This is a genomic window from Nocardioides sp. SYSU D00038, from assembly GCF_016924665.1.
In the GTDB taxonomy this organism is placed as follows: domain Bacteria; phylum Actinomycetota; class Actinomycetes; order Propionibacteriales; family Nocardioidaceae; genus Nocardioides.
Genome location: NZ_JAFFJT010000007.1, coordinates 297,507 through 319,602 on the forward strand (window position 1 = coordinate 297,507; position 22,096 = coordinate 319,602).

Consider the following 22,096-nt stretch of genomic DNA (forward strand, 5'->3'; position numbering starts at 1 on the left):
TCAGTCGCGGCCGTACCCCGCCTCGCGTGCCTTGACGATCGCCTCGGCCCGCCCGGCGGCGTGGAGCTTGGCGTAGATCGCCGAGACGGTGTTGCGCACGGTCTTGTTGGAGACGTAGAGCTCGCCGGCGATGGCGTCGTTGGACTTGCCGGCAGCCAGCATCTGCAGCACCGTGCGCTCGCGCTCGGAGAGGTCGGGGAACGGCTCCTCGAGGGCCTGGGCCGGCGCCGAGGCCGAGGAGAAGTAGCCGGCGACCTTGCCCGCCAGCGAGGCGCCGAAGACCATGCCGCCGCCGGCCGCGGCGCGGATCGCGGTGTGCACCTCGTCGGCGCCCGACCCCTTGAGCAGGTAGCCGGAGGCGCCCGCGCGCATCGCGGCGAGCACGGTGTCGTCGTCCTCGTTCATCGTGAGCATCACGACCCGCACGTCGGCGTGCTTGCCGGTGATGAACCGAGTCGCCTCGATGCCGTCGAGGTGGGGCATCTGGATGTCCATCACCACGACGTCGGGCCGGGTCTCGGCCACCACGTGCAGGGCGTCGCGGCCGTCCTCGGCCGAGCCCACCACCTCCACGCCGTCGAGCGCCCCCAGCAGGGCGACCAGTCCGTCGCGGACGATCTGGTGGTCGTCGACGACCACGACTCTGATCTCGCTCACGTGCTCCTCCTCAGGGGCAGCCATGCTCTCACCGTGGTCCCGCCGTCCGGCGGGCACGTGACCTCGCTGCGGCCGCCGAGCTCGACCGCCCGCTCGCGCAGCGAGACCAGGCCGACGCCGGCCTGCGCCTCGGGGCGGATCCCGACGCCGTCGTCGACGACCTCGACGACCAGGTGGTTGTGCACGAGGTGGAGGCCCACCCGCGCGTGCTGCGCGCCGGAGTGGCGCGCGACGTTGTTGAGGGCCTCGCCGACGATCCGGTACGCCGCGACCTCGACCGCCGCCGGCAGCCCGGCCGCCCCGTCGGGGGCCTCGATCGTGACCTGGAGGGTCGAGCCGAAGCTGCTCTCGGCCTGCTGCTGCAGCGCCCCGACCAGCCCACGGTCGTCGAGGGCCGGCGGGCGCAGGTCGTGCACCAGCCGGCGGACGTCGGCCACGACCTCCTGGACGTGGCGGCTGGTCGCGGCGATGCCGGCCTCGGCGGCGGCGGGGTCCTTGCCCACCAGCAGCCGGCTCGACTCGAGCTGGAAGACCACACCGCTCAGCGCCGGGCCGAGACCGTCGTGGAGGTCGCGCCGGATCCGCCGCCGCTCCTCCTCCCGGGCCACCACCAGCCGCTCGCGGCTCTCCTGCAGCTCGGCGGCCAGCTGGCTGGTGCGGGCGGCGGTCGCGGCCTGGCGCACCAGGTCGCCGAGCAGCTGCTCGTCGCGGCGCGAGAGCCGGCTGCGCAGGCCGCGCTCGGGCAGCACCAGCCGACCGACCTCGGTGTCGCGGTAGGTGATCGGCAGCGCGCGCACCCGGTCCGGCCGCTCGCCGTGGGTGGCCACCAGGCGCTCGCCGCCGCTGCGATCGACCTCCACGCTGACGTAGCCGATGCCGAACGCCGCCGCGACGGCCCGGGCGACGGCCGCCAGCTGCTCGGGGCCCTCGTCGGCGGTCTCGAGCGTGGAGGCCAGGCCGGCCACGGCGTCGTAGGGATTGTCGCGGTCACCCAGGGTGACCCGCCGGACGAAGCCCCAGAGCCGCGAGCGCAGCGGGCCGTAGAGCACCGCGGTCAGCAGGAGCACCAGGAACACCACCTGGCGCTGGTCGAGGGCGTCGCCGAGCACCAGGGCCAGCAGCGCCAGCACCGCCATGTCGAGCCCGACCAGGATGGCCGACAGCCCCCCGTAGACGACCGTGCGGTTGAGCAGGTCCTCGATCGAGACCACCCGGGGGTCGACGATCGCGACGGTCATGCCCGCCGCCGGCACCACCATCACCAGGAAGAGCAGCACGTTCTCCAACCAGAAGGTGCTGATGGCGAAGGTGGCCAGGATGGCGAGCGCCATCACCACGACGCTCCAGACCAACCAGCGCATCCGGTCGCGCTCCAGGCCATCCGAACGCCGGTAGCGGACGACCACGGTGGCCATCGGCACCAGGAAGGCGACCACCGAGACGGAGAGCATCCCGGTCGCGAACGCCCGGCCGACCCCGGCCGACAAGGGCAGCGACACCGGGTCGGCGTCGACCCCGGCCGGCACCGGCACGCCCTCGACCGTGCCGCCGGACGGCATCACCAGGCTGACCAGCACCGTGGTCACCATGAAGCCGATAGCCACGCGCCCGAGCCGGCCCCACCAGCCCGGCAGGAACCGGCCGGTGGGGAAGACCAGCAGCAGCGCGGCGATCGAGACCGGGAGGAAGCCACCGAACCGGACGAGGAACCAGAAGACCCAGGTCATCCCGGGCAGCACCTCGTCGGGGCGGATCCCGAACCGGACGTAGGCCTGGGCCAGCCCGTCGAGCACCCAGAACAGCCCGAGCGCCCCCAGCAGCCAGCCGAACCGCTGGCGCACGTCGTGGTGCAGCACCACGGTGCCGCACACGCCGAGGACCACCCCGTTGAGTGCGTAGCTCCAGCCGTAGCCGGGTGCGAGGTCGGCGCCGGGGCCGGTCGCCGGCGTCCTCAGGTCGAGGGCGACGGTGGCGGCCAGCCCGGCGAGGCACAGCACCGGCAGCACGGCGACCGCCCACTGCTGGCGACGGGTGGAGGGGGGTGGCACCCGGACATTGTGGTGCCGGTCCGGCCCCGAGGGGGCCGAACCGGCACCGGTGTCCTGCGCGTGGGGCACGATGGCCCGCTCAGGCGGCCGAGCGGTAGGCCTTGTCGCCGACGGCGAACCCGATCGCGGTGACCAGCAGCCAGAGCGGACCGGTCATGCCGGCCATGTACTGGAACGGCGAGATCCCGACGAGCAGGGTCAGGCCGCCGAGCACCAGCCCGACCAGGCCGATCCAGCGCGGCACGGCACCGGCGCGGAAGGCGGAGAACAGCGCCAGGCCGGCGAGGCCGGCCAGCACCCAGACCCAGGGGATGGTGCCGAGCCAGTGGTTGTAGAACGCCGCGTTGGCGTCGTCGACGATGGCCTCGTCCTCCTGGAAGGCCCAGTAGAACTCGGTGTCGAGGCCGGAGCCCAGCACGAGCACCACCGAGGTGCCGACCAGGCCGGCCACCGCCACGGTGGCGGCAATGCCGTCGGCGATCCGGTCGCGGAGCCGGCGGTGCAGGCCGGCGGCGAAGACCACCAGCGTCACCGCGCCGACGAGCGCGAAGAAGTGGAAGGCCAGCATCTGGTTGGTCTGGTCGTAGAGCGCGGCGGCCACCTTGCTCGTGTCGTCGACCAGGTCGGGGTCGTAGACGGGCGTCACCATGCTCGAGGTGACCATGCTGCCGAGGCCGCAGACGCCGGCGACGATGCCGGCGACGGTCCAGGCGCGGGAGCGGCCGCCGGTCGCGGCAGCCGCGGACCCGTCACCGGCGGGTACGTCGGAGCGGACGGGGTTGCTGGTGCTGACGTGGGTGGTCATGCGGGGGTCCTCCTGTGCGGGCGCCGGGTGGCGCCGGGTCGTCGTGCTTGGTGACCAGAAGGTGCCGGGCCGGTTGTCCCGCCCACGAGGGACAGCGGGGTCGTCGTTCAGGCGTCGATGTCGCCGATGTCCCGGGCCGCGCGCCGGGCCGACCCGATGACGGCCGGGACGCCCACCCCGTCGTACGCCGCGCCGCAGACGGCCAGACCGGGCAGCCGGGCGACCTCGGCGCGCACCCGGGCCACCCGCTCGACGTGGCCGACGGCGTACTGGGGCAGGCCGCCGCCCCACCGCTGCACGTGGCTGTCGACCGGGAGCGCGAGCACGCCGAGCGCCTCGGCGAGGTCGGTCAGCGAGTCGGCGACGAGCTCCTCGTCGGTGCGCTGCAGCGTGGTCTCCTCGCCGTGGCGGCCGAGCGAGGTGCGCAGCAGCCGCAGGTCGCCGCCGGCGGCGCGCACCCAGGCCCACTTGGCGAACGACAGAGTCGAGGCCTTGATCCGGCGCCCGTCGACGGGCGGCACCAGGAAGCCGGAGCCGGCCGAGGTGAGGTCGGGCAGGTCGGCCGCGCGGAACGCCAGCGTCACCACCGCCATCGACGCCGACTCGACCGCCGCCAGCTCGGCGGCCGCCACCGGGGCGACGTCGCGGAGCAGCCGGGCGGTCGGGGCGGCGGGGGTCGCGAGCACCACCCGGTCGACGTCGAGCGGCTCCGCTGCGGTGGTCGGGCCGACCAGCAGCCGCCAGCCGTGCTCGGTGCGGGCCAGGCCGCGCACGGTCGCGCCCGTGCGTACCACGGTGCCGTCGGCCAGCGTCCCGCCCAATGTGTCGGCCAATGCCTCGGCCAATGCCTCGGTCAGCGTGCCGAGGCCGCCGACCAGGCCGCCGAACGTCGGGCCGGTGGCGGGCGGCAGCGCCGCAGCGGCGGCCAGCAGCGACCCGCGGGCGGCGTGCTCCAGCAGCTGGGGCAGGGCGGCGCGGGCGGAGATCTCGCGGGCCCGGCCGGCGTAGACGCCCCCGAGCAGCGGCTCGACCAGGCGGTCGGTGACCTCGCGGCCCAGCCGCCGGTCGACGAGGTCGCCGATGCTGACGTCGTCGGGGCCGACCGCCGCGTCGAGGTCCTCGTGGCGGGCGCGGTCGAGGCCCTCCGGCGAGAGCACCCCGGCGGCCGCGACCTGGTCGAGGTCGGTCGGCACGCCCATCAGCGAGCGCGGCAGCGGCCGCACCGCGCCCCGGGTCCACAGGTGCGAGGCCTGCACGGCCGGGTGCACCACCTCGAGCCCGAGCTCGGCGGCCAGGCCGACGCCCTCGGGCCGCCGGGCCAGCATCGCCTCGGCGCCCACGTCGACCGTCACGCCCGCGACCTCGGCCCGCAGCAGCTTGCCGCCGATCCGGGGCGCCGCCTCGAGCACCGTCACGTCGTGGCCGGCCCGGCGCAGGTCACGCGCGGCGGTGAGCCCGGCGACGCCGGCCCCGACCACCGCGACCCGTGCTGCGCGCGCTGGTCCGGTCACCGCTCCAGCGTGTCAGACGCCTCAGGCGGGGCGGGACAGGCTCCCGAACCCGGAGCGGTGGAAGACCAGCGGCAACCCCGGCACCTCGCCGGCCGCGGGGTGCGCCACGGCGTGCAGCCGCAGCAGCACGATCGTGTGGTCGCCGGCCTCGACCTCGCGGTAGACCGAGGTGTCGAACCGTGCCAGCCCGTCGTCGAGGGTCACCGCGCCGTCGGCGGTGGCGCTGACGTCGAGCCCGTCGAAGCGGTGGTCGACGTCGCCCGCGAGCTGGCGGCAGACAGCGCCGTGGTGGTCGGCGAGGATCGTGATGCCGAGGTGGTCGGCCCGACGCAGGTCGGGCCAGGTCTTCGAGGTGTTGGCCACCGAGAACTGCACCAGCGGCGGGTCCAGGCTCACCGAGGTGAACGAGCTGGCGGCCAGCCCGACCAGACGGCCCTCCACCTCGGCCGCCACGGCCACCACCCCGCTGGGAAAGATGCCGAACGCCTCGCGGAGCCGCTGCGGGTCGAGGTCCTGGTTGGTGGTGAGCGGGGTGACGGTCATGCGGGGGCTCCCGTCCGGTCGAGGTGGGCGGTCACGAACGGGCGCACCGCGGCGAGCCAGGCGTCGTACGCCGCGGGGTCGGTGACGGCGCTGTCGACGACGTAGTGGCCGCGCAGCGTGGTGGCGCCGAGCTCGGCGAGCACCGGGCGCAGGGTGAGCTCGGGGGCCAGGGCGTGCGCCGGGCCGGCGCCGAGCATGAGGGGCACCGCGAGGCCCGACAGCCCGGTGCCGCCGGCGAACCGGTCGAGGAAGAGCTTGAGCAGGCCGGTGTAGGTCGCCTTGTAGGTCGGGCACGCGACCACGACGAGGTCGGCAGCGCCCACCTCGGCGACCAGGCCGGCGACGGTCGGGTCGGACCAGTCGAGCAGCGCGGCGCCGAGGGTGCCGAGGTCGACGACCAGGTCGGGTTCGCGGCCGGCGAGCTCGCGCGCCACGTGCACCGCGGCGCCGAGCGTGCGTGAGGCGGGCTTGGGGTTGCCGACCACGACGGCGACCCGGGCGGGCGACGTCACGAGGCCGCCCGGGAGCCGGCGCCGAACGGCACCGAGGCGCTGCCGTTCCCGGCCGCGACCGGGTGGGACCACAGGCCGCGGCGCGCGAGCTCGGGGAGCACGCCCTCGCCGAACCAGTAGCTCTCCTCGAGGTGGGGATAGCCGGAGAGCACGAACTCCTCGATGCCCACCTCGGCGTACTGCTCGACCAGGTCGGCGATCTCGCTGTGGCTGCCGACCATGGCGGTGCCGGCCCCGCCGCGCACCAGCCCGACGCCGGCCCACAGGTTGGGGTGGATCTCCAGGCCGTCCTTGCTGCCGCGGTTGAGCTCGAGCATCCGGCGCTGGCCCTCGGACTCGCTGCGCCTCAGCCCGCTCTGCACCCGCTCGATGTCGGACTCGTCGATGTGGGAGAGCAGGCGGTCCGCCTCGGCCCAGGCCTCCTCCGCGGTGTCACGCGCGATGGTGTGGAGGCGGATGCCGAACCGCACCTCGCCCTCGCGGCCCTCGTCGGCCGCGAGCTTGCGGATCCAGTCGACCTTCTCGGCCACCGCGGCCGGCGGCTCGCCCCAGGTGAGGTAGACGTCGGCGTGCCTGGCGGCGACCCGGCCGGCGGCCGGCGACGAGCCGCCGAAGTAGATGACCGGCGTGGGGCCGGGGCGCTGGGTCAGCACGGCGTCCTCGACACTCAGGTGCTTGCCCCGGAAGGTCACGGTCTCCCCCCGCCACAGCGACCGGACGATGTGGAGGAACTCGTCGCACCGCTCGTAGCGCTGCTCCTTGTCGAGGAAGTCGCCGAACATCCGCTGCTCGGCGCTCTCGCCCCCGGTGACGACGTTGAGCAGCAGCCGGCCGCCCGAGAGGTTCTGGAAGCTGCCGGCCATCTGGGCGGCGAGGAACGGCGAGGTCAGCCCGGGCCGGAAGGCCACGAGGAACTTCAGCCGCTCGGTGAGGCCGGTGAGCATCGCGGTGGTCACCCAGGCGTCCTCGCACCAGGCGCCGGTCGGCGTCAGCGCCGCCTCGAAGCCGAGCTGCTCGGCGCTGCGCGCGACCTGGCCGAGGTACGGCACCGAGGCCGGACGGCCCGCTGCTCCGGCGGAGACCCCGTGCCCGCCGCCGACGACGTGGCGGCCGTCGCCGCCGTTGGTGGGCAGGAACCAGTGGAACGCGAGGTTGCTCATGGGGTATGTGTCCTTCCGCTAACAAACGTATGTCAACCAGATTGATACACTATTGCGGCGGATGCAAGGCGGCGCGGGTCACGACGCCGCAGGAATGGACGATCGGGTGACAGGCAGCGCCTTCCACCCGGGCCGAGGAGGACCCCCGTGCGGATCGAGCAGCTGGAGTACGTCGCCGCGGTGACCCAGCACGGGTCGCTGCGCCGGGCGAGCGAGTCGCTGCACATCTCGCAGCCGGCCCTGAGCGAGGCGGTGAGCAAGCTCGAGCGGGAGCTCGGGGTCACGCTGCTCGACCGCCGCCGCTCGGGCGCCCGGATCAGCCGCGAGGGGCGCGATCTGCTGCACAACATGGTCGACGTGCTCGAGGCGGTGGCCCGGCTGCGGGAGGCCGCTGGCGACCGCAGCGCCGGTACCCGACTGATCCGGCTCGGCACCGTCAACACCGCCAGCTCGACCCTGCTGGTGCCGGCGCTCCGGGCCTTCCAGGAGAGCCACCCGGGCAGCACCGTCGAGGTGCTCAACGCCCAGCAGGCCGACATCCGGGTCGGACTCGCCGAGGGCTCGCTCGACCTCGGGCTGGTGAACCTGCTCGGGGGTGACGACCCGGCCCCCGACCTGGTCGGCACCGACCTGCTGCACGGGCGCCCGGTCGTCGTGCTGCCGGCCGGGCACCCGCTGACCGAGCGCGACTCGGTCACGCTCGACGAGCTGCGCGCCGAGCCGTTCGTCGCGATGCGGGCCGGCTACCTGATGCACCGGTTCGTGCACCGGCTGTTCGGCGCCGAGATGCCGGTGACCTGCCACAGCACCGACGGCGCCGAGATGGGCAAGCTGATGGTCGCCGACGGGCTCGGCCTCACCGTGCTGCCTGACTACAGCGTCGCCGGCGACCCGATGGAGCGGGCCGGCCTGATCACCTGGCGGCCGATCACCTCCGACCGCACCCGGGTCACGCTGGTGCTGCAGCAGCGCTCGGGGCACGCGCCGCTCGCCGTGCGCGGCCTGCACGACGCCCTGGTGACTCAGGCGCGTCGTACGCCGCCGGCCTGAGCGTGGCTGACGGGGGTCGTGGCTCGGGCAGCGGTGAGCAGGCCTCCGTTCCTCCAGCCGCGACGGGGGCTGACTCACCGCCACCCCGCCCCACCCCGGGCAGCGGTGAGCAGGCCTCCATCCACCCACCTGCAACGGCGGCTCACCCACCGCCACCCTGGCCCCGGGCAGCGGTGAGCAGGCCCCCATCCACCCACCCGTAACGGCGGCTCACCCACCGCCACCCCGCTTGGCCCCACCCCAGGCAGCGGTGAGCAGGCTCAGGGACCGACCGGCGCCGCCGGGCGGCGACGCAGCCGGCGCAGCAGCGGCACGCCGGGCACGGCGAGCACGCCGCCGACCACCAGCCACGGCAGCAGCGCGCCGGCGACCGTGGCGAGGCCGGTGCCGGTCGCGCTGAGCGCGTCCCACCCACCGGCCAGCCCGGCGAGGAAGCCGGTGTCGTCGTCCTCGGCCCGGGGCTCGCCCTTCTCACGGGTGCGCTGGATGTTGACGGTGATCGTCGACATCGAGGTCTGGTCGGCCAGGTAGGCGGCCTGCCGCTCCAGGGCGGCCAGGTCGGCCTGCCGGCGCGAGAGCTGGGCCTCGATGTCGACGATGTCGCGGATCGACTCCGCCCGCTCCAGCAGCGCCTGGATCCGCCGGATGCTGCGCCGCTGCACCTCGACCCGTACCTCGGTGTCGAGGACCTCGGTGGTCACGTCCTTGGTCGACCCGCCCGACGACACCAGGGTGCCGACCTCCTCGAGCGCGGCCATCGCCTCGTCGAACTGCTCGGTCGGGATCCGCAGCACGAGCCGGGCCCGCTCGACGGTGCCCTCGGTGTCGGTCTCGGTCGAGCTCTCCTCCACCTCCCCACCCAGGTCGTCGGCCACCGCCTGGGTGTCGAAGCGGGCCTGCGCGACGTCCTTGCTGCGCAGCCCGACCGAGCCCTTCGCGATCAGCTTCTGCTCCATCGCCGGGGCCTGCCGTCCCGGCGCGCCGGCATCGTCGGCAACGGCGGCGGTGTCGGTGTCGGCGGCGGCCTCGGCGGGTGCCGGCTCGGACACCGCACCCCCGGAGGAGTTGCCTGCGGAGTCGTCGTCGGAGGCGGGGGAGCACGCCGCTCCGAGGGTGCCGATCACGGCGGTCGCGGCCAGGGCGCCGAGCGCCCGCGTCAGGGTGCGCGTCATGCAGGGTCGGACGGCAGCGGCCGCGCGCCGGTTCCGGGACCCGGCGTCGCCCCGGCGTCCGACCCGGCGTCGCCCCGGCGTCCGACCCGGGGTCGACCCGGGGTCGGCCTAGTCTGGTCGGGTGCCCGACTCCAACGCCCGGCTCGCCGTGCTCATCGACGCCGACAACACCTCCGTGCGCCACCTCCCCCTGCTGCTGGAGGAGGTGGCCAAGTACGGGTCGCCCACGGTCAAGCGCGCGTACGGCGACTGGACCAACCCGCACCTGTCGGGCTGGAAGGACGAGCTCAACCGCAACGCCGTGCGCGCGATGCAGCAGTTCGCCTACACCACCGGCAAGAACTCCAGCGACTCGGCGCTGATCATCGACGCGATGGACCTGCTCTACACCGGCGACCTCGACGCGTTCGCGATCGTCTCCAGCGACAGTGACTTCACCGGGCTGGTCACCCGGCTGCGCGAGTCGGGCAAGACCGTCTACGGCTTCGGCCGGCGACGCACGCCCGAGGCGCTGGTCGCGGCCTGCGACCGGTTCGTGTTCCTCGAGGTGCTCGGCACCGACCCCGAGCCCGACGAGGCCGACGAGACCGACGAGGCCGACGGTGCCGCCAGGCTGCCCGACCTGCGCACGATCCTCAGCGCCGCGATCGACACCACCTCCGGCGACGACGGCTGGGCCCACCTGGGCGCGGTGGGCACCTACCTCGGCACCCGGCACGCGTCGTTCGACCCCCGCAACTACGGCTACTCCAAGCTGATCGCCCTGGCCCGCGGCCAGGACTACCTCGAGGTGGAGCAGGACGGCGGCGGCCCCGTCCTGGTGCGGCTGAGCCCGCGACATGCGCCCGCGAAGAAGGCGGCGTCGTCGCGGCGCGGCTCCGGGCGCAGCGCGGCGAAGAAGACGGCGGCGAAGACCCCCGACTAGAGCGGGTAGGACTGCACGAACTCGGTCAGCCGCTTGAGCTGGTCGGGGTCGGTGCTGGGGATGACGCCGTGGCCGAGGTTGAACACGTGGCCGCGGGCGGCCCGTCCGGCCTCGATCACCTCGGCGGCGCGCGCGGTCATCACCTCGGTCGGGGCGAAGACCAGCGTGGGGTCGAGGTTGCCCTGGACGCCGCGGCCGCCGACCCGCGGGATGGCGTCGGCCAGCGGAGTGCGCCAGTCGACGCCCACCACGTCGGCCCCCGCCTCGCCCATCAGCGTCAGCAGGTTGCTGGTGCCGACGCCGAAGTGGATGCGCGGCACGCCGAGCTCGCCGGCGCGGGCCAGCACCCGGGCGGAGTGGGGCATCACGTGCTCGGCGTAGTCGGCCGGGGTGAGCGCGCCGGCCCAGGAGTCGAAGAGCTGCACGGCGGAGGCACCGGCCGCGACCTGCACCTCGAGGTAGGCCGCCGAGATGCCGGCGATCTTGCGCATCAGGGCGTCCCAGACGTCGGGGGCCCCGAACATCATCGCCTTGGTGCGGGCGTGCTCCTTCGAAGGTCCGCCCTCGACGAGGTACGACGCCACGGTGAACGGCGCCCCCGCGAAGCCGATCAGCGGCGTGGCCCCGAGCTCGGCGACCAGGGTGCGCACCGACTCGGTGGTGAAGGGGACCTGGTCGGGGGTGAGGTCGGGGATCGCCTCGACGTCGGCGAGGGTGCGCACCGGCTCGGCGACGACCGGGCCCACCCCGGGCTTGATGTCGAGGTCGACGCCCACGGCCTTGAGCGGGAGCACGATGTCGGAGAAGAAGATGGCCGCGTCGACGCCGTAGCGGCGCACCGGCTGGAGGGTGATCTCCACCGTCAGCGCCGGGTCCATGCACGACTCGAGCATCCCCACGCCCTCGCGCAGCCGGAGGTACTCCGGGAGCGAGCGGCCGGCCTGGCGCATGAACCACACCGGCGTGTGCGGCACCGGCTCCCCGCGCGCGGCTCGCAGGAACGCGCTGTCGGTCGGGCCTGCGGGCGGGTGGGGGGTGCTGCTCACGAGGTCAAGCCTCGCAGGTCGTGCGGCGTGTGCGCACACCCCCCGGGACCGACCCGGCCTAGGGTGGCCACATGGTGGTGCGGCAGGACGCGCGCCCGGGGACGGGCGCCGAGGCCAGCCCCCCGGAGTTCCGGGCGGCGGTGGCCACGATGCGCGCCGCGCGGCTGCGACCCGAGGTGTTCTGCGAGGAGATGCCCGCACCCCAGCGGATCGCCCCGCACGCCGCGGCACTCACCGCCGACGTGACCGTCGACGCCGTCGACGTCGGCACCGGGCGGATCATCCTGCTCCACGACCCCGCCGGCAACGACGCCTGGGGCGGCACCTTCCGCTGCGTCGCCTACGCCCGCGCCGACATCGAGCTCGAGCTCGACACCGACCCGATGCTTGCCGAGGTTGGCTGGTCGTGGCTGATGGAGGCGCTCGCCGCGCACGGCGCGACGTTCTCCCACGAGTCCGGCACCGTCACCCGGGTCGCGAGCGAGAGCTTCGGCGGGATGGCCGACGAGCCCGGCACCGCCCAGCTCGAGATCCGCGCCTCCTGGACACCCCAGCCCGCCGAGGAGGGCGGACCGCTCGACGTCGGGCCGCACGTGGAGGCCTGGGGCGAGCTGCTCTGCACCGCCGTCGGCCTGCCCCCGGTGCCCGAAGGGGTCAGCGTGATGCCGAGCCGCCGCGGCCAGCGGGGCTCGGGGGACTGATGGCACCGGACGACACCCAGCCCCGCAGCCCCGACGTCGAGCCCCCGGCCCAGCCAGTCGAGGAGCCCGTCGAGGAGCCAGTCGAGGAGGCCCCGCCGGCGCCGCTGCTGACGCTGCGCGACGGCCTGCCCCCGGTCACCGAGACGCCCGAGGCGCTGCGCGAGGCGTGCGCCGCGATCGCGGCAGGCTCCGGCCCCGTGGCCATCGACGCCGAGCGCGCCTCGGGCTACCGCTACTCCAACCGTGCCTACCTCGTGCAGCTGCGCCGCGAGGGCTCCGGCACCTGGCTGGTCGACCCCATCGCCTTCGACTCCCTCGACCCGCTGCAGGCCGTGCTCGAGGGCACCGAGTGGATCCTGCACGCGGCCACCCAGGACCTGCCGTGCCTGGCCGCGGTCGGCCTCCACCCCTCCGCCCTGTTCGACACCGAGCTCGCCGGCCGACTCCTCGGCTACCCCCGGGTCGGCCTGGCCACGCTCGTGGAGAGCGTGCTGGGCCAGCGGCTGAAGAAGGAGCACTCCGCGGTCGACTGGTCTACCCGCCCCCTCCCCCAGCCCTGGCTCGAGTACGCCGCGCTCGACGTCGAGGTGCTCGTCGAGCTCCGCGAGGCGCTCGGCCGCGAGCTCGAGGAGGCCGGCAAGGCGGAGTGGGCGCGCCAGGAGTTCGAGGCGCTGCTGCGGTTCGAGCCGGCCGTCCGGGTCGACGCCTGGCGTCGTACGTCGGGCATGCACAGGGTGCGCGGACGCCGCGGGCTCGGCGCGGTGCGGGCGCTGTGGCAGCTGCGCGACGAGATCGCCGAGCGCCGCGACGTCACCCCGGGTCGGATCATCCCCGACTCCGCGATCGTGGCCGCCGCCCAGGCGCTGCCCACCGACAAGGCGTCGCTGATGGCGACCAAGGGGTTCCACGGTCGAGGCGCCGACCGCTACTCCGCTCGCTGGGTCGCCGCCCTCCAGGAGGTCGCGGCGATGGAGGAGAAGGACCTGCCCACGCGCACCCCCCGCGGCGACGGCCCGCCGGTGCCGCGCGCCTGGGCCGAGAAGGACCCCGTCGCCGCCCGCCGGCTGGCGCTGGCCCGCGAGGCGCTCACTGCCCTGGCCGAGGAGCACTCGCTGCCGGTGGAGAACGTGCTCACCCCCGACTACCTGCGCCGGGTGCTCTGGACGCCGCCCGCGCCGCGCGACCCCGCCACCCTCGCGCCCGCGGTGGCCCGGCAGCTCACCGACCTCGGGGCCCGGCCCTGGCAGGTCGAGCTCGCGGAGCCGGTCATCACCGCGGCCATCCTCGCCGCCGACGCCGAGCCGCCGGCCCCCGTCGACGAGCCGGCCGCGGAGCCCGAGCCCGACGACGCCCCACCGGGGTAGTCACGGGCGGACGACAGGTCGTTCGGCCCGTACCGGATGCCGAACGTCCGTGACTACCGCACCCCGCGGGCCCGCCCGGCTACTCCTCGTCGTCCTCCGGGGACGACGAGGGCGAGGCCGCCTCGGAGGCCTCCAGCTCGGCGTAGCGCTCGGGGTCGAGCACGCGGAGCGACTCCCGGTCGATCTCCTCGGTCAACGGCACCAGGTCGTCGATGACGTTGACCGTGAGCAGCTGCCGCAGGCCCGGCCCGATCGCGGCGGCCAGCGCGGCGATGTCGACCTGCACGGGCACGAACCGCATGTCGCCGATGCTGTCGGTGAACACGTTCGCGTGGGCCGGCAGCCGGTCGGGCTGGAGGAAGTCCTCGCCCAGGGCGACGGTCTGGCTGGCCGGCACGATGTAGCCCGAGCGCACCACGCTGCTGACCTGCTCGGGCGTGATCACGTGAGCGAGGAAGTCGGCCGTCTCGGGCACGTCGGCGGCCTTGCGGGCGATGCAGAGGCCCTGGAAGTCCCCGGTCGTGGCGGCGTCCTCGACCCGCGGCATCGGCATCACGTCGAAGTCGAGGCCGGGGGTGCTGCGCAGCTCGGGCACCAGGCTGCGGGTGCCGGCCATCATCCCGAGCTTGCCGCGCTGGAACCACTCCAGCGGGGTACGCCGCGCGAGCTGGTCGGCGCTCAGGGTCAGCAACGGGTCGCGCAGCAGCGGCAGCACCGCCTCCAGCGCGGAGCGGGTGTCCTCGTCGGAGAACGCCGTCGACCGCGGCTCGTCGTCGGAGTCGAAGAGCCGGCCCCCGCCGGACAGCACGTACGGCGCCAGGCCGAACAGCGACGGCTCGACGTAGAAGCCCTTGGTGTTGCGGCGCGGGCGGGTGGCGAACTCGGCGGCCGCCTGGAACTGCTCGAGGCTCCACGCGGCGTGGGTCTCGGTGTTGGGGACGTCGAGCCCGCGCTGCTCCATGCGCTCGAAGTTGACGAGCTTGGTGTTGTAGAAGATCACGCCCGGCTGCACCGCCCACGGCATGCACTGCAGCTCGCGGTCGAGCGCGAACGCCTCGAGCGCGTCGCGGGAGTAGTCGTCGCCGAGGTCGACGTTGCGCTCGTCGAGGAGCTGGCCCACCGGGCGGGTGAGCTCGTCGGCGCGGAGCATCTGCAGGTCGCGCCGCGAGGCCAGGAACAGGTCGGGCAGCTTGCGGCCGGCCCGGATGTCGGCGACGAACGCGTCGCGGCTCGGCCAGATCTTCACCGTGACCGTCGAGCTGTCGCTCTCGGCGTTCCAGGCCGCGGCCACCCGCTCGTAGTCGTCGACCTCGGCCGGCTCGCCGTAGACGCCCCAGGTGAGGTCGACCTTCTGCTGCACCACCGGCGTCGACGGGGTGGGCGCCGGGTCGGGCCCGTCGTCGTCGGTGCACGCCCCGGTGACCAGGGCGACGAGCGCGAGGAGCACCAGCCATCCGCTTCTGCTCCGCACCCGCACCTCCCAGACGACCCCTGCCGGACCGGGCAACTCTAGCGACAGGCGCTCCCGGACCGCCCACCCGTTCTGCGGCGGCGCGTCAGGGCAGCGGGTGGAACTCCCGGGCGGCGGCCAGCACGGCGTCGAAGACGACGCGGTCGAGGACGGCCCCCTCGCGGCGCACGGCGTCGTCATCGAGCACCAGCAGTCGGTCGAGGCGCACCTCGCTGGGCCGACGCTCGTGGTCCCAGTCGCCGCTCCCGACGTCCATCCAGTGCCGGCCGTGGCGCGCCTCGTCGGCGGCGTCGAGGTCGTGGTCCTGGCTGGAGAGCATCAGGCCGAGCCACTGCGGCCGGGGCCCCCCGTCGCGACGGCCCACGACGAGCACCGGACGGTCCTTGCCCCGGCTCGCGTCCTCGTCGTAGGTGACCCAGGCCCACACGACCTCGCCGGGGTCTGGTTCGCCGTCGACCTCCGGCGCGTAGCCGATCTGGTCGCGCAGCGACCGCGGCACCCGGCGCTGCGGCGAGCGGCCGACCGAACGGCGCACCGCGCGGGCGACCCGCTCCCACGGGCGGGTGGAACGGGGGGCCCCTGGTCGCGACATGCGGCCCAGCCTAGGGAGACCGGCGCGGCACCGCCCGGGAGGTGGTCTGGTGGCACGCCGGACCGGGAGCGCCTCACGGCGCAAGGCCGCTCGTAGCGGCTAATTTTGGGACCCGGGGCTGCCGCGGCCCGACGTGCCAGTCCCCCACTCTACGCGCCGCGCAAGGGCTCAGGAGAGCGGTCGCACCAGCTCCTCGTGACCGGCCGCCTCGAGCTGCTCGGAGAGCACCAGCATCCGCCGCACCTGGGCGTCGCTCGGCTCGACCAGTCCCGCCCGGCCGGTGGCCACCACCCGGGCGAACGCCGCCGCGCGGAACAGCACGTCGGCGAAGTCGGAGCTCGCGATCCCACGCAGCACCTGGTCGACCATCGCCCGCAGCTCCTCGGGACCCGGCGGGTCGGCGACCCCGGCGACCACCTGGGCCACCGGCGCGGCGCGGCGCCCGGCGTCGTACTCCCGCGCCACGCCGAGCGGGTCGGCGTGCACCCACGAGCGGAGCAGGAACAGCCGCCACAGGCAGCCGGCCAGGGTGTCGGCCGGCGCCCCCGACCACACCTCGGCGATGGTCTCGATGCCCTCGGTCTCGGCGAGGTGGAGGATCCGATCTGCCACGGCCGGGTCGTCGCTGCCGCGGGCGCCGCGCACCAGCAGCACCGCGGCGCGCTCCGCGGCCTCGGTCACCAGCGCGGGGTCGGTGCCGCCGAGCACGCCGGCGAAGAAGTCGCCACCGGGCCGCATCGGGCGGTGGTGCTGGCGGTCGCTCACCCCGGCAAGGCTACGCGCGGCCCCGCACGACCCCGCGCCGGCTCACACGGCCGCCTCGAGCGCCTTGCGGATCCGCTGGTCCGAGACCGGGAAGGCGGTGCCGAGCTGCTGGGCCCACAGCGAGACGCGGTACTCCTCCAGCATCCAGCGCACCTGGCGCAGTCCCGAGCCCGGCGGCCGGCCCTCGGGCAGCGCGGCGACGGCGTGCAGCCACGCCTCCTGGAGGTTGGCGACCTGGTCCTGGAGCTGGCGGTCGCGGGCGACCGCGCCGGGGCCCTCGTCGAGCCGCTCGCGGCGCTGCACCATCGCCGCGAGGTACGTCGGGTAGCGGCGCAGCTGGGTCGGCCCGGCCTCGCCCACGAAGCCCGGGTGCACCAGCCGGCCCAGCTGGCCGGTGAGGTCGGAGAGCGCGGGCAGCAGCGCCATCTCGACCCGGCCGCCGAGCCGCTTGTCGGTGCGTCGCCACGCGTCGAGCACCCGCACGACGTCGCCGACCACCGCCCGCACGTCGGCCTCGTGGTCGCGGGCGGCCGCGGCCCGCAACGCGGCGTACGCCGCCTCGTCGCGCACCGGCGGGGCGGCGTCGACCACCGCGCCCAGCACCGCGGCCCGGCAGTCGTCGAGCAGGTCGCTGACCGAGGCGTACGGCGAGCCGGCCAGCGCCAGCTTGCCGGCGTTGTCGAGGGAGCCGAGGATCGCCGGCACCGGCGAGGGCACCTCGAGCAGCAGCAGCCGGCGCACGCCCAGCCGGTGCCGGGCCTCCTGCTCGGCGGGCGAGCCGACCACCTGGAGCCCGACGGTGGCGCCCTCGTCGACGAGGGTGGGATAGCCGCGCACGTCGTGGCCGGCCCGCTGCTGGGTGAACGACTCCGCGAGCGTGCCGAACGCCCAGGTGGTCTCGCCGGTGCGGGCCAGGCCGCTGTCGTCGGCGGCCTCGGCGAGCGCGGCTGCGAACTGCGGCCGCAGCGGCTCCTTGAGCGCCTCGAGGTCCTTGCCGCGGGCCTGCTCACGCCCCTCGTCGTCGAGCACCCGGTAGGTCGGGCGGAGGTGCTCGGGCACCTTGGACCAGTCCCAGGCCTCGCGCGGCACGACCACGCCGGTGGTGGCCCGGCACCAGCGCTCGAGCGCGTCGAGCAGCGGCTCGTCGCCGGGCGGGACGGCGGCCAGGAACTCGCGGGCCCGGTCGGGTGCGGGCACCAGGCTGACCCTCAGGTTCTTGGGCAGGCTGCGGATCAGGCTGGTGACCAGCTCGTGCCGCAGGCCGGGCACGTTCCAGGAGAAGTCGTCGGCCTCGACGCGGTTGAGGGTCGCGACCGGAACGTCGATGGTCAGCCCGTCGTCGCGCGAGCCGGGCTCGAAGTGGTAGCGGATCGGGAAGGTCAGGCCCTGCTCGTCGCCGCTGCGCCACACCTCGGGGTAGTCCTCGGCCCGCACCTCCTCCGCGGTGTCGTGGGTGAGCATCGAGGGGTCGAAGGTGAGCAGGTCGGGCTGCTCGCGCCGGGCCTGCTTCCACCACTGGTCGAAGTGCGCGCCGCTGACGACGTCGGCGCCCACGCGGGCGTCGTAGAAGTCGAACAGGGTGTGCTCGTCGACCACGATCCCGCGGCGCCGGGCGCGGTGCTCGAGCTCCTCGGCCTCGGCCAGCAGCTCGAGGTTGCGCCGGTAGAAGCGGTGGTTGGTGCGCCACTCGCCCTGCACGAGCGCGTGCCGGATGAACAGCTCGCGGGCCACGGCGGGGTCGACCTTGCCGTAGCTGACGAGCCGGTCGGCGACCAGCGGGACGCCGTAGAGCGTCACCCGCTCGTGGGCCATCACCGCGGCCCGCTTGCGCGACCAGTGCGGCTCGGAGTAGGTGCGCTTGACCAGGTCACCGGCGAGCCGCTCGGCCCACTCGGGCTTGACCGCAGCGTTCTGGCGCGCCCAGAGTCGGCCGGTCTCGACGAGCTCGCCGGCCATGATGAACGGCGGGTTCTGCCGGTGCAGCACGCTGCCGGGGAAGATCGCGAACCGCGCGCCGCGAGCACCCTGGTACTCCCGCGGGCCGCGACGCCGGTCGCCGGACGCTCCGCCGGCGGCCTTGTCGCGCTCCTCGAGCAGGCCCACGTGCGAGAGCAGCCCCGAGAGCAGCGCCTGGTGGATGCCGTCGGCGTCGGGGGTGTCGGCCGGGTGGCCGACCTGGATCTTCATCTCCTTGCAGACCTGGCGCAGCTGGGACTCGAAGTCCTGCCACTCGCGCACCCGCAGGTAGTTGAGGAACTCGCGGCGGCACATCCGGCGGAACGCGCTGCTGCTGAGCTCCTTCTGCTGCTGCTTGAGGTGGCGCCACAGGTTCAGCCAGGTGAGGAAGTCGCTGCCCTCGGCCTTGAACCGGGCGTGCAGCTGGTCGGCCTGCGGCCGGTGCTCCTCGGGCCGCTCGCGCGGGTCCTGCAGCGACAGCGCGGCGGCGATCACCACGACCTCGCGCACGCAACCCAGCCGCTCCGCCTCGAGGATCATCCGGGCCAGCCGCGGGTCGATCGGCAGCCGGGCCAGCCGCCGCCCGACCTTGGTGAGCCGGCCGGCGCGCAGGGCACCGAGCTCCTCGAGCAGCTGCACCCCCGACTGCACGTTGCGCCGGTCGGGCGGCTCGACGAACGGGAACCGGGCCAGGTCGCCGGCCTCACCCAGGCCCAGGCTGCTCATCTGGAGGATGACGCTGGCCAAGTTGGTGCGAAGGATCTCGGGCTCGGTGAACGTCGGTCGCGCGTCGTACTCCTCCTCGGAGTAGAGGCGGATCGCGATGCCGGCCGCGACCCGGCCGCACCGACCGGAGCGTTGGTTGGCCGAGGCCTGGCTGATCGGCTCGATCGGCAGCCGCTGCACCTTGGTGCGGGTGGAGTAGCGGCTGATCCGGGCCACGCCGGTGTCGACGACGTAGCGGATGCCGGGCACGGTCAGCGAGGTCTCGGCGACGTTGGTCGACAGCACGATCCGGCGCCCGGCGTGGGGGGCGAATACCCGGTGCTGCTCCGCGGCGCTGAGCCGGGAGAACAGCGGCAGCACCTCGGTGCGCTGGTCGACCACGGCGGCGAGGGCGTCGGCGGTGTCGCGGATCTCGCGCTCCCCGGGCAGGAACACCAGCACGTCGCCGGGGCCCTCGCCGGCGAGCTCGCGCACGGCGTCGACGACGGCCTCGGTCTGGTCGCGCACGATGGGCTCGCCCTCGTCGTCGTTCTCGGGCAGCTCGAGCAGCGGCCGGTAGCGGACCTCGACCGGGTAGGTGCGGCCGCTGACCTCGACCACCGGCGCGTCGAAGTGGGCTGCGAACCGGTCGACGTCGATGGTGGCGCTGGTGATGATCACCTTGAGGTCGGGGCGTCGCGGCAGCAGCCGCTTGAGGTAGCCGAGCAGGAAGTCGATGTTGAGGCTGCGCTCGTGGGCCTCGTCGATGATGATCGTGTCGTACCTGCGGAGCTGGCGGTCGCGCTGGAGCTCGGCGAGCAGGATGCCGTCGGTCATCACCTTGACCCGGCTGGACCGCGAGGTCCGGTCGGTGAACCGAACCTGGTAGCCGACCAGGTCGCCCAGCTCGGTGCCGAGCTCGGAGGCGATCCGCTCGGCCACCGAGCGCGCCGCGATCCGGCGCGGCTGGGTGTGCCCGATGAGCCCGTCGCGACCGCGACCGAGCTCGAGGCAGATCTTGGGCAGCTGGGTGGTCTTGCCCGATCCGGTCTCACCCGCGACGATCACGACCTGGTGGTCCCGGATCGCCGCGGCGATGTCGTCGCGGCGCTGGGTGACCGGGAGCTCGGCGGGATAGCTGATCCGCAGCGGGGTCTCGGTCATGGCGACCCCATTGTCCCAGTCCGGCAGGAGGACCCGCGCGTGAGTTACGAACAGCCCCCGGCGAGCCCCTCGCCCACCCCGCCCGGCGAGTCCGGCGCGACCGGCGCGACCCCCGGGCCGACCCGCCGCGGGATCTACGTCGGCAGCACCGGCGCCCTCGTCGTGCTGGTCCTCGTCGTGGTCGGCGTCGCCGCGCTCGGCTGGTGGGTCGTGGTGCGCGCGCTCGGCGTGCCCTTCCTCGTCGGCATCCCGCTCTCGCTGGTCGCCGGCTCCGCCATTATCGGCTGGAACCTCGCCACCACCTGGAAGGGCTACGCCGTCAGCGCGCTGCTGGCGCTCACCGGCGTGGTGTGGTTCGTCGCCTGGCTGGCCCTCGACGCGATCTGAGCCTTGCTAGAACACGTTCTAGTTGACACGATCGCGCGGTGACGGGTGAGCAGCAGTACGACGTGGTGGTGGTCGGCTCCGGCGGCGGGGCGCTGACCGGCGCCTGGCTGGCCCAGAAGCGCGGCCTCCGCACGGTGGTGGTCGAGAAGACCGGGCGGATCGGCGGCACCTCGGCGTACTCCGGCGGGGCGTGCTGGCTGCCGGGCAGCCAGGTGCAGCAGCGGGCCGGGATCCCCGACTCCACCGAGGGCGCCCGCGACTACCTCGCCGCGGTGCTCGAGGACCCCGACCCCGAGAAGGTCGAGGCGTTCCTGGCCCACTCCCCCGAGCTGGTCGCGGAGCTGGAGGCCGACGACGGCATCGACTTCGAGTGGCTGCCGTTCTCGGAGTACTACGACGCGCTCGGCCGGGTGCCGTTCGGCCGCTCGATCCAGCCGACGAACGTCAAGCGCGGCGAGCTACCGGCCGAGGTGGCCCGGCTGGTGCGGCCGCCGGTCGAGCTCGACCGGGCCGGGCAGGAGGGGCGCAACACGCTCAGCGGCGGGCAGGCCCTGGTCGCGCGGCTGGCGGCGATGTTCGTGCGCGACGGCGGCGAGATCCGCACCAACCTGCCGGTGACCGGCTACGTCACCGAGGCCGACCGGGTGGTCGGGGTCGCGGCGATGACCCCCGAGGGGCCGGTGCAGCTGCGCGCCGCCCGCGGCGTGCTGGTGGCGGCCGGCGGCTACGAGGGCAACGCCGAGCGGCGGGCCGAGCGCGGCGTACCCGGCGACGTGGCGTGGACGATGGCGCCGGCCGAGACCAACACGGGCGAGCCGATCGACGCCGCGGTCGCCCTCGGCGCGGCCACCGACTTCTCGGCGCTGGGGTGGTTCTGCCCCGGACTGGCGCAGCCCGACGGCGGCGGCTCGTTCACGCTCGGCTTCCGCAGCGGGCTGATGGTCGACGCGACCGGCCGCCGCTACGCCAACGAGTGCCTGCCCTACGACCGGTTCGGCCGCGAGATGGCCGCGGCGCCGGAGCGGGTGCCGTCGTGGTTCGTCTTCGACTCCCGCGAGGGTGGCCGGCTGCCGGCGATCGCGATGCCCGAGGGCGACCCCGAGGCCCACCTGGCGGCCGGCACCTGGGTGCGTGCCGACACCCTCGAGGGGCTGGCGGCCGCGACCGGGCTACCGTCGGACGCGCTGGTCGAGACGGTGACCCGGTTCAACGGCTTCTGCGAGACCGGCACCGACGACGACTTCGGCCGCGGCGCCGACGAGTACGACACCTTCTTCGCCGGCGGCACCGGGCCCAACAAGGCGCTCACCCCCTGCGACCGGCCGCCGTTCCTCGCCGCCAGGTTCGTGCTCGCCGACCTCGGCACCAAGGGTGGGCTGGTCACCGACGCGGCCGGTCGGGTGCTGCGCGAGGACGGTACGGCGATCGCCGGCCTCTACGCCGCCAGCAACTCGGCCGCGTCGGTGTTCGGCTCGTGCTACCCCGGGCCTGGCGCACCGCTCGGCTCGGCGATGGTCTTCGCCTCGCTCGCGGTCCGCGACCTCGCGAGCTGAGCCGATGGG

The 22,096-nt window shown here is 74.6% G+C and carries 19 protein-coding genes; 6 read left to right on the forward strand and 13 right to left on the reverse strand.

Annotated elements, in window-relative coordinates; genetic code table 11:
• From JT721_RS03650 to JT721_RS03680, 7 genes are all read right to left on the reverse strand, one after another.
• Entirely contained in the window at window positions 1-657 is a 657-nt protein-coding gene (locus tag JT721_RS03650) for a response regulator transcription factor (protein WP_307827867.1), read from the reverse strand.
• The gene (locus JT721_RS21595; protein ID WP_205471535.1) at window positions 654-2,705 is read right to left on the reverse strand and encodes a sensor histidine kinase; all 2,052 of its coding nucleotides are present in this window, start codon (window positions 2,703-2,705) and stop codon (window positions 654-656) included. The genes JT721_RS03650 and JT721_RS21595 overlap by 4 nt, the downstream gene beginning before the upstream one ends.
• A gap of 79 nt (window positions 2,706-2,784) precedes the next feature.
• Complete coding sequence (locus JT721_RS03660) at window positions 2,785-3,510, reverse strand: DUF4386 family protein (RefSeq protein ID WP_205471536.1); 726 nt, start codon at window positions 3,508-3,510, stop codon at window positions 2,785-2,787.
• A 107-nt stretch (window positions 3,511-3,617) separates the two neighbouring features.
• Window positions 3,618-5,021, reverse strand: coding sequence for a protoporphyrinogen oxidase (gene hemG / locus JT721_RS03665; protein ID WP_205471537.1), 1,404 nt, complete (start codon window positions 5,019-5,021; stop codon window positions 3,618-3,620).
• Between the two features lie 21 nt (window positions 5,022-5,042).
• Window positions 5,043-5,564 (reverse strand): flavin reductase family protein, encoded by a 522-nt coding sequence (locus JT721_RS03670; RefSeq protein WP_205471538.1) that lies wholly within the window; start codon window positions 5,562-5,564, stop codon window positions 5,043-5,045.
• Window positions 5,561-6,076 (reverse strand): NADPH-dependent FMN reductase, encoded by a 516-nt coding sequence (locus JT721_RS03675; RefSeq protein WP_205471539.1) that lies wholly within the window; start codon window positions 6,074-6,076, stop codon window positions 5,561-5,563. Before JT721_RS03675 ends, JT721_RS03670 begins: the two co-directional genes overlap by 4 nt.
• Window positions 6,073-7,236 carry an LLM class flavin-dependent oxidoreductase gene (locus tag JT721_RS03680; RefSeq protein WP_205471540.1) on the reverse strand — a complete coding sequence of 388 codons (1,164 nt, stop codon included), beginning with the start codon at window positions 7,234-7,236 and terminating at the stop codon, window positions 6,073-6,075. The genes JT721_RS03675 and JT721_RS03680 overlap by 4 nt, the downstream gene beginning before the upstream one ends.
• A gap of 147 nt (window positions 7,237-7,383) precedes the next feature.
• Here JT721_RS03680 and JT721_RS03685 point away from each other — a divergent pair, with 147 nt between their 5' ends.
• On the forward strand, window positions 7,384-8,286 hold the full coding sequence (locus tag JT721_RS03685; protein ID WP_205471541.1) for a LysR family transcriptional regulator: 903 nt from the start codon (window positions 7,384-7,386) through the stop codon (window positions 8,284-8,286).
• A gap of 260 nt (window positions 8,287-8,546) precedes the next feature.
• Here JT721_RS03685 and JT721_RS03690 read toward each other — a convergent pair whose 3' ends face one another.
• Window positions 8,547-9,458 carry a DUF4349 domain-containing protein gene (locus JT721_RS03690; RefSeq protein ID WP_205471542.1) on the reverse strand — a complete coding sequence of 304 codons (912 nt, stop codon included), beginning with the start codon at window positions 9,456-9,458 and terminating at the stop codon, window positions 8,547-8,549.
• A gap of 121 nt (window positions 9,459-9,579) precedes the next feature.
• On the opposite strand from JT721_RS03690, the gene JT721_RS21600 reads away from it, so the two are divergent.
• Window positions 9,580-10,383, forward strand: a complete 804-nt coding sequence (locus tag JT721_RS21600; RefSeq protein WP_205471543.1) for an NYN domain-containing protein — start codon at window positions 9,580-9,582, stop codon at window positions 10,381-10,383.
• On the opposite strand, the gene hemE is transcribed toward JT721_RS21600, so the two are convergent.
• Entirely contained in the window at window positions 10,380-11,429 is a 1,050-nt protein-coding gene (hemE, locus tag JT721_RS03700; RefSeq protein WP_205471544.1) for a uroporphyrinogen decarboxylase, read from the reverse strand. The genes JT721_RS21600 and hemE overlap by 4 nt on opposite strands.
• A gap of 71 nt (window positions 11,430-11,500) precedes the next feature.
• On the opposite strand from hemE, the gene JT721_RS03705 reads away from it, so the two are divergent.
• Together JT721_RS03705 and JT721_RS03710 are read left to right on the forward strand one after the other, a co-directional pair.
• Entirely contained in the window at window positions 11,501-12,130 is a 630-nt protein-coding gene (locus tag JT721_RS03705; protein ID WP_205471545.1) for a DUF3000 domain-containing protein, read from the forward strand.
• Entirely contained in the window at window positions 12,130-13,494 is a 1,365-nt protein-coding gene (locus tag JT721_RS03710) for a ribonuclease D (RefSeq protein ID WP_205471546.1), read from the forward strand. Before JT721_RS03705 ends, JT721_RS03710 begins: the two co-directional genes overlap by 1 nt.
• 79 nt (window positions 13,495-13,573) lie before the next feature.
• On the opposite strand, the gene JT721_RS03715 is transcribed toward JT721_RS03710, so the two are convergent.
• The 4 genes from JT721_RS03715 to hrpA form a co-directional block, all read right to left on the reverse strand.
• Window positions 13,574-14,965, reverse strand: a complete 1,392-nt coding sequence (locus tag JT721_RS03715; protein WP_205471547.1) for an ABC transporter substrate-binding protein — start codon at window positions 14,963-14,965, stop codon at window positions 13,574-13,576.
• Between the two features lie 85 nt (window positions 14,966-15,050).
• A complete protein-coding gene (locus JT721_RS03720) occupies window positions 15,051-15,557 on the reverse strand; it encodes a type II toxin-antitoxin system PemK/MazF family toxin (protein ID WP_205471548.1) in 507 nt (168 codons plus the stop codon).
• Window positions 15,558-15,725: 168 nt separating this feature from the next.
• Entirely contained in the window at window positions 15,726-16,322 is a 597-nt protein-coding gene (locus tag JT721_RS03725) for a hypothetical protein (protein ID WP_307827868.1), read from the reverse strand.
• Between the two features lie 42 nt (window positions 16,323-16,364).
• The gene (gene hrpA, locus JT721_RS03730) at window positions 16,365-20,147 is read right to left on the reverse strand and encodes an ATP-dependent RNA helicase HrpA (RefSeq protein WP_205471549.1); all 3,783 of its coding nucleotides are present in this window, start codon (window positions 20,145-20,147) and stop codon (window positions 16,365-16,367) included.
• 39 nt (window positions 20,148-20,186) lie between these two features.
• Here hrpA and JT721_RS03735 point away from each other — a divergent pair, with 39 nt between their 5' ends.
• Together JT721_RS03735 and JT721_RS03740 are read left to right on the forward strand one after the other, a co-directional pair.
• Window positions 20,187-20,534: a hypothetical protein gene (locus JT721_RS03735; protein WP_205471550.1), complete on the forward strand. Its 348-nt coding sequence runs from the start codon at window positions 20,187-20,189 to the stop codon at window positions 20,532-20,534.
• A 38-nt stretch (window positions 20,535-20,572) separates the two neighbouring features.
• On the forward strand, window positions 20,573-22,087 hold the full coding sequence (locus tag JT721_RS03740) for an FAD-dependent oxidoreductase (RefSeq protein WP_205471551.1): 1,515 nt from the start codon (window positions 20,573-20,575) through the stop codon (window positions 22,085-22,087).
• Window positions 22,088-22,096 lie beyond the last annotated feature (9 nt).

Excerpts from the sequence above, each read along its gene's own strand:
- JT721_RS03660 (WP_205471536.1), bottom strand. The coding sequence starts at position 3,510 with ATGACCACCCACGTCAGCACCAGCAACCCCGTCCGCTCCGACGTACCC.
- JT721_RS03670 (WP_205471538.1), bottom strand. The coding sequence starts at position 5,564 with ATGACCGTCACCCCGCTCACCACCAACCAGGACCTCGACCCGCAGCGG.
- JT721_RS03680 (WP_205471540.1), bottom strand. The coding sequence starts at position 7,236 with ATGAGCAACCTCGCGTTCCACTGGTTCCTGCCCACCAACGGCGGCGAC.
- JT721_RS03690 (WP_205471542.1), bottom strand. The coding sequence starts at position 9,458 with ATGACGCGCACCCTGACGCGGGCGCTCGGCGCCCTGGCCGCGACCGCC.
- JT721_RS03705 (WP_205471545.1), top strand. The coding sequence starts at position 11,501 with ATGGTGGTGCGGCAGGACGCGCGCCCGGGGACGGGCGCCGAGGCCAGC.
- JT721_RS03710 (WP_205471546.1), top strand. The coding sequence starts at position 12,130 with ATGGCACCGGACGACACCCAGCCCCGCAGCCCCGACGTCGAGCCCCCG.
- JT721_RS03720 (WP_205471548.1), bottom strand. The coding sequence starts at position 15,557 with ATGTCGCGACCAGGGGCCCCCCGTTCCACCCGCCCGTGGGAGCGGGTC.
- hrpA (WP_205471549.1), bottom strand. The coding sequence starts at position 20,147 with ATGACCGAGACCCCGCTGCGGATCAGCTATCCCGCCGAGCTCCCGGTC.